The 6,241-nt window shown below is 46.6% G+C and carries 5 protein-coding genes; 2 read left to right on the plus strand and 3 right to left on the minus strand.

The features are described from left to right. Nucleotides 1-7: 7 nt before the first annotated feature. Together mgtE and rsmA are read right to left on the minus strand one after the other, a co-directional pair. On the minus strand, nucleotides 8-1,354 hold the full coding sequence (mgtE, locus tag D7V92_RS10800) for a magnesium transporter (protein WP_005861206.1): 1,347 nt from the start codon (nucleotides 1,352-1,354) through the stop codon (nucleotides 8-10). Nucleotides 1,355-1,369: 15 nt separating this feature from the next. Continuing rightward, nucleotides 1,370-2,170 carry a 16S rRNA (adenine(1518)-N(6)/adenine(1519)-N(6))-dimethyltransferase RsmA gene (rsmA, locus tag D7V92_RS10805; RefSeq protein ID WP_005861207.1) on the minus strand — a complete coding sequence of 267 codons (801 nt, stop codon included), beginning with the start codon at nucleotides 2,168-2,170 and terminating at the stop codon, nucleotides 1,370-1,372. 95 nt (nucleotides 2,171-2,265) lie between these two features. Between rsmA and D7V92_RS10810 the strand changes: the two genes are divergently transcribed. Next, on the plus strand, nucleotides 2,266-3,279 hold the full coding sequence (locus D7V92_RS10810) for a lysylphosphatidylglycerol synthase transmembrane domain-containing protein (protein ID WP_008773887.1): 1,014 nt from the start codon (nucleotides 2,266-2,268) through the stop codon (nucleotides 3,277-3,279). A gap of 50 nt (nucleotides 3,280-3,329) precedes the next feature. Then, nucleotides 3,330-4,784, plus strand: coding sequence for an aminoacyl-histidine dipeptidase (locus tag D7V92_RS10815; protein WP_121772857.1), 1,455 nt, complete (start codon nucleotides 3,330-3,332; stop codon nucleotides 4,782-4,784). Between the two features lie 90 nt (nucleotides 4,785-4,874). Here D7V92_RS10815 and D7V92_RS10820 read toward each other — a convergent pair whose 3' ends face one another. Further along, nucleotides 4,875-5,696, minus strand: coding sequence for an Rpn family recombination-promoting nuclease/putative transposase (locus tag D7V92_RS10820; RefSeq protein ID WP_121772858.1), 822 nt, complete (start codon nucleotides 5,694-5,696; stop codon nucleotides 4,875-4,877). Nucleotides 5,697-6,241 lie beyond the last annotated feature (545 nt).

Here is a 6,241-nt window from a genome sequence, read left to right on the forward strand (position 1 = left end):
CGTGGCATCAAGCTAACGCGGAAGTAATGAACATATAAATCATCATACCGATAATATCGTTGGTAATGGTGATAAACGGTCCGGTCGCCAAGGCCGGATCTATCTTCATCTTATCTAAGGTCATGGGAACTAACGTGCCGAATATACTGGCGAACATTACGACGGCGAATAGGCTTAAAGATACGGAGGCCGTAATCCCCCGGTCTCCCAGCATGAAGAAGTTGTAAATGAACACGACCAGACTGATAATGCTGGCATTGATTAACGAGACTACGGACTCTTTTAGGATTTGCGGTACGATATTCCCTTCCTTCAAGGTATTGTTTGCCAAGCCCTGTACCACGATAGCGGAAGATTGTATGCCTACGTTTCCACCGGTACCACCGATCAGCGGGATAAATAGTGCCATCTTCGGGTTAGTGGCGAAACTGCTCTCGAAACCACCGAGGATAACGGAGTTTCCCAATCCTCCGATCATGCCGATCAGCAGCCAAGGTAGGCGGGCGGCGGTTTGGGTGAATACATTATCCGAGGTTTCCACGTCTTGCGAGATACCGGATGCCAACTGGTAATCACGCTCGTGTTGCTCGCGTACCTCATCCATAACGTCGTCGATCGTGATACGTCCTACCAGACGTCCGATACTATCGACTACGGGCAAGGCTACCAAATCGTATTTCTCGATCGTCTCCGTAACCTCCTCGATACTGTCGCTGTCGCGAACGGAGATCGGGTCTTTTTTCATGACGTGCTTGATCTTGGAGACAGATGGGTGGGTGATCAGTTTCTGCAAGGGGAGCACGCCTTTCAAGCGCTCGTCGTCATCCACTACATATACATAATAGATCTCGCTCATCTCCTCCGCTTGCTTGCGCATCTCGTCGATACATTTGGGCATACTCCAATTCTCGTTCACCACGATCATCTCGGTACCCATTAAACCGCCGGCAGTGTCCTCGTCGTATTTCAACAAGTCCACGATATCACCGGCCTGTTCTACGTCCTCGATATGCGAAAGGATCTCCTCTTGGGTATCCTCGTCCAACTCACGCATCAAGTCAACGGCATCATCCGTTTCCATGTTATCGACGAAACGCTTGGCGATAAGCTCATTGGGAAGTTCCTTCAATAACTTATGACGGTCTTCCTCATCCAACTCCATCAATACATCCGCCGCTTTGTCGCCATCCATCAATAGATAGAGATAAATGGCCTCTTGCAAGTTCAGTTCTTGATAAAGCTCGGCTATATCGGCAGGATACAGTTCATGAAGTACCTCCTGTGCCTTTGCGTCATCTTTGGCCTCGATGATGCTTTTCAGGTTCTCGATGTAATCTTTCGTCAGTTCGATCATTGGACTCTTATATTATTATAGGACATCACCAGCCTGCTTCTCCAGATGCTTTTGGCTGATCAAGGTCAGTTCCACGAATTGCTCCACGGATAACTGTTCCGGGCGCTTGTCGAATATCGGCAAGGCGTAATCCGGGCAATCTTTACCCAATAGGGGTTTCATGGAATTACGAAGCGTTTTTCTTCGTTGGTTGAATGAGGTCTTTACTACGGTCTTGAATAACTTCTCGTCGCATCCCAGCTCCTTGCGGTCGTTACGAGTCATTTTCAATACGGCGCTTTTCACCTTTGGAGGCGGATCGAATACTTTCTCACTGACAGTAAAGAGGTATTCCACGTCGTACCAAGCTTGGAGCAATACGCTCAAGATTCCGTACGTCTTGCTACCGGGACCTGCCGCTAGGCGTTCCGCTACCTCTTTTTGTAACATCCCCGAGCAGCAGGGAATCTGGTCCTTATAATCGAGGACCTTGAAGAATATCTGGCTGGAGATATTATAGGGGTAATTACCGATCACACAAAACTGCCCCGGAAATAGCTTCGAGAGATCCAATTTCAGGAAATCCTCGGCGATGATACGTCCTTTCAGATCGGGGAAATTCTGGTTCAGGTAATCTACGGATTCCATGTCCAACTCGACAACGGTTAAATCATGTCCCGCCTCCAGCAAGAACTGGGTAAGGACTCCCATTCCCGGTCCGATTTCCAAGACCGGCAAGGATTTGAAAGTATCGAGTGTGTCCGCAATGCGCTGTGCTATTTGCAGATCCTTTAGGAAATGTTGCCCTAATGCTTTTTTTGGCTTAACTAATCTCATCCACTTTTCGGTGTAATGTGTTTGTTTTTAAATATTATGCTTATCTTTGCGGATGCACAAAAGTACAATAAATAATTTAAAGTTCCCTATACCTAATGGATTTTAAGAGCATTCTACGTACGTTTCTGAAGATAATTCTACCTTTAGCCTTCGGCTGTTTACTCCTTTGGTTTTTGTATCGGAAAATGGATATCACTGAGATTTGGCGAGTAGTCAAGGAGGGGGTTCGTTATGATATTATTCTGGTTTCTTTACTGTTCGGCTTGTTCGCCAATATCGTCCGTGGTTTACGGTGGGGATTGCTGATCAGTTCCTTGGGCGAGCGTTTCAAGATGAGTAACGTGATTTACGCCGTGTTGGGTAATTACGCGGTGAATCTGGTATTGCCCCGTGTCGGCGAGGTATGGCGTTGCGGCATGATCACGAAATACGATAAGATCTCGTTTACCAAGCTTTTAGGTACCTTGTTGATCGACCGTGTGAGCGATACGATCATGGTCGGTTTGATAACCTTGATGATATTCATATTTAATATAAGCTTCTTTACGAGTTTCTTCGCCAAGAACCCGGCTTTGCTCGAAGGGTTCCAATCCATGTTTAATTCGATATGGATTTACGTGGCGGTGATAATTTTTGTCGCTGTAATTTGGTTTGTATTCACTTATATGAGTAACTTTACGCTGGTACAGAAAGCCAAAGGCATGTTGAAGAATATATGGACCGGTATGAAGAGTATCTGGTACATGGAGCATAAGATGCGTTTCGTGATAGAGACGTTATTGATTTGGGGAGGTTATTTCTGTTACTTTTATATTACGTTCTATGCTTTCGACTTTACTAAGGACTTGGGTATCGTGGTCGGGCTGATCACGTTTACGATGAGTAGTATCGGCGTGGCGGTGCCTGTTCAAGGCGGTATCGGACCGTGGCATTTCATGGTGATCGCTACCTTGGTTTGTTTTGGCGTGAACGAGAATGACGCGGCGGCGTTCGCCTTGGTCGTTCATACGGTACAGACGGTATGGACGGGATTGTGCGGATTATTCGGCGTGGTGGCTTTGCCGCTCACCAACCGGGAGAACAAAGAGGCTCCGGTCGTTGTTTCGTGATGAATACAAGATATGTATTAAATATGAACTGAACTAAATTATTAACATCTATGTCAGCAGAAATCAAAGATCTATCTCCGAAGCATGTATGGGGTTATTTTTATGACCTTACGCAAATCCCCCGTCCGACCGGACATATGGAGGCAGTAACCCGTTTTATGATATCCTTTGGTAAAGGATTGGGACTGGAAACCCTGCAAGATGAGGTGGGTAACGTATTGATCCGTAAGCCGGCCACGCCCGGAATGGAAGGTCGTAAGACCGTGACATTGCAGTCTCATCTGGATATGGTTCCCCAAAAAAACTCTTCCGTAAAGCATGATTTCGAGAAAGATCCGATCGACGCTTACATAGACGGTGATTGGGTGACGGCCCGTGAGACGACTTTGGGGGCGGACAATGGCATGGGCGCCGCTCTGGCGATGGCCGTGTTGGCGGACAATAGCTTGCGTCACGGACCTATCGAGGCCCTGTTTACGATTGATGAGGAGCAGGGTATGGACGGCGCTTTCGGCTTGAAGCCGCATTTTTTAAAGGGTGATATTTTATTGAATTGCGATTCCGAGAAGGAAGGGGAGTTGTTCGTAGGTTGTGCGGGTGGCGCTAACGTGAATGTCTCTTTCCAATTTAAGGAGGATACTTATATTCCGGAAGGTGACGTGGCTGTCAAGGTTAGCTTGGCTGGCTTGAAAGGTGGTCATTCCGGTGTGGATATTCATTTAGGGCGTGCGAATGCGAATAAGTTGATCTTCCGTTTCTTGAAAGAGGCGGTTTGTGATTATGGCGCTCGCTTGTCCTCTGTGGCGGGTGGTTCCTTGCCTAACGCTATCCCTCGTGAGGCTTTTGCCGTGATAACGATTCCGGGTGATAACGTGGAGTCTCTTTGGGAGCTAGTGGCTGATTACCAAGATATGTTCCGTACGGAGTATATGGGTGTGGAGGATCAGATCAATTTCGTCGCGGAGATGGTTGAATTGCCGTCTACGTTGATTCCGGAGGAGATACAGGATGATTTGATCAATGCGATCGAGGGTTGCCAGAATGGTGTGATTAGCATGTTGCATGATTTCCCGGGTACGGTTGAGTCTTCCTCTAACTTGGCGATCGTGAAGACATCTGATGAGTTGATCGAGGTGAAAATCTTGGTGCGTAGCTCATCCGAGTCTCGCAGGGATTCTGTTTGCTCAAGTCTGGAAAGTGTATTCGCTTTGGCAGGGGCTAAGGTGGAGGAGTCCGGTCATTATAATGGCTGGCAGCCTAATATCAATTCTCCGATCTTGAACTTGATGAAATCTACTTATCTGGATTTATTTGGTAAGGAACCAGAGGTGAAGGTGATGCATGCCGGATTGGAATGCGGTATCATCCAAGGCGCTTATCCGGATATGGATATGGTTTCTATCGGACCGGATTTGGAATATCCGCACTCACCGGATGAACGGGTGAATATTCATTCCGTACAGAAGATCTGGGAGTTTATTACAGCTACATTGGAGAGAATCTAAGGATCTCTTTCTTTATAGATATTAAACAAACCCTCCAGCCTTTGTTCTTCTAACCATTCGGTTAGCGAGAATAGGGCTGGAGGGTTTATTTTATAGTTTCTCTATATCCTCAAGGGAGAGCCCAGTGTATTTTTGGATAATTGAGGGGGATAATCCATCCGCTTTCATGTTGCGGGCCGTAGATTCTTTCCCTTTCAATATCCCTTTCTCCTCTGCGTAATCGATCGTATTCTTATAATCCCTGTATCGTTTCAGAGCCTCGTCGTATTGTATGCGTTCTTCCTTGCTGAGGTTTGCCACGTCGGCTACTTCCAGCAACTTATCGAAGACCGCCTTTTTTGCCTTGAACGGCATTCTCTCTAAAGTGTCCATATGCTTCAATAAATAAATCCAACGTTCAAAATCATTCTCGCACTCGCCCGGTTCTTTTTGGAAGTAAGGCAGCTCGAGATAGACTTGCCGTATCCTGTCGCTAAACATCCTTCCGGTTTCCCGGTCCGCCAATATAACATCGGTCCGGAACTTTGAGTTCACGTCCATCTTGTAATTAAGTAGGAATACCCCGTATACGGGTTGCAACGCAAATTTCCAGTCCTTCCCTTTTTGTCCTTGGTTACTGATGGCCCTCGCCAGATAGTACAGTCCCCTGTCGTGGAAATAGGGTTGTGCCCCGGTTTGCATCTCAACCACAAACAGGTTTCCGTTGCTGTCCTTGCAATGCACGTCAAAAACGATTCCCCTGTCGTCCAGCGTCTCGGGGGTCTGAATCGGGTTAAGGAACGTGATGTCCTCGATGTCGTGCTCTCCGAAGAACAGCTGGTTCAGGAAATCGATTAGTAACTCCTTGTGTACCTCCTGCCCGAATATCCGGTGAAAGCCGAAATCGGTGAAGGGATTGATAAATTTTCCCATAGTGCTTATAGGTTTAAATGATTAAATGATTAAACGGATGATCCTATCTCATCCTTTGCGGTAAAGATACGCTTTTTTTTAAAAGGAGGCAGGGCTGGTGTGCCAAAAGTTTCACTTTTGTGAGATTTGAGTGTTTTTTGAAAATACGGGAAACATGTGCTTTACAGGCCCTGATAACCAAGAAACGGGCCCTCTCATTGGCTGCTGAAGTGAATAACTGACAGCTTGTCGAGTGAATAACTGGCGGCTATACCTAGCCGCTAACTGACGGCTTGGAAAGTGAATAACTAATCACTTGGAAAGCCTTTTTATACCGGAACCAACAAGGTCTTCTCAGTGGCTTTGGGATGCGGTTCAGTTATCCTGCGGGGCTTTTCTATGTCGATTATTCTGTTATAGCCCTTGCGGATGGATGGTAAGCGAAGCGGCGATAATCATGACAGTTTGCGCGAAACAAGGCTGTTTGTGTGACATACCTCTTCTTTGGAGAAGTCTAACCAGAGAGAAGAAATAGGTGAAAAGGGCCTTTTTGTCTCTTATTTATA

This window comes from Parabacteroides sp. CH2-D42-20 (genome assembly GCF_003670185.1).
GTDB classification, from domain to species: domain Bacteria; phylum Bacteroidota; class Bacteroidia; order Bacteroidales; family Tannerellaceae; genus Parabacteroides; species Parabacteroides distasonis.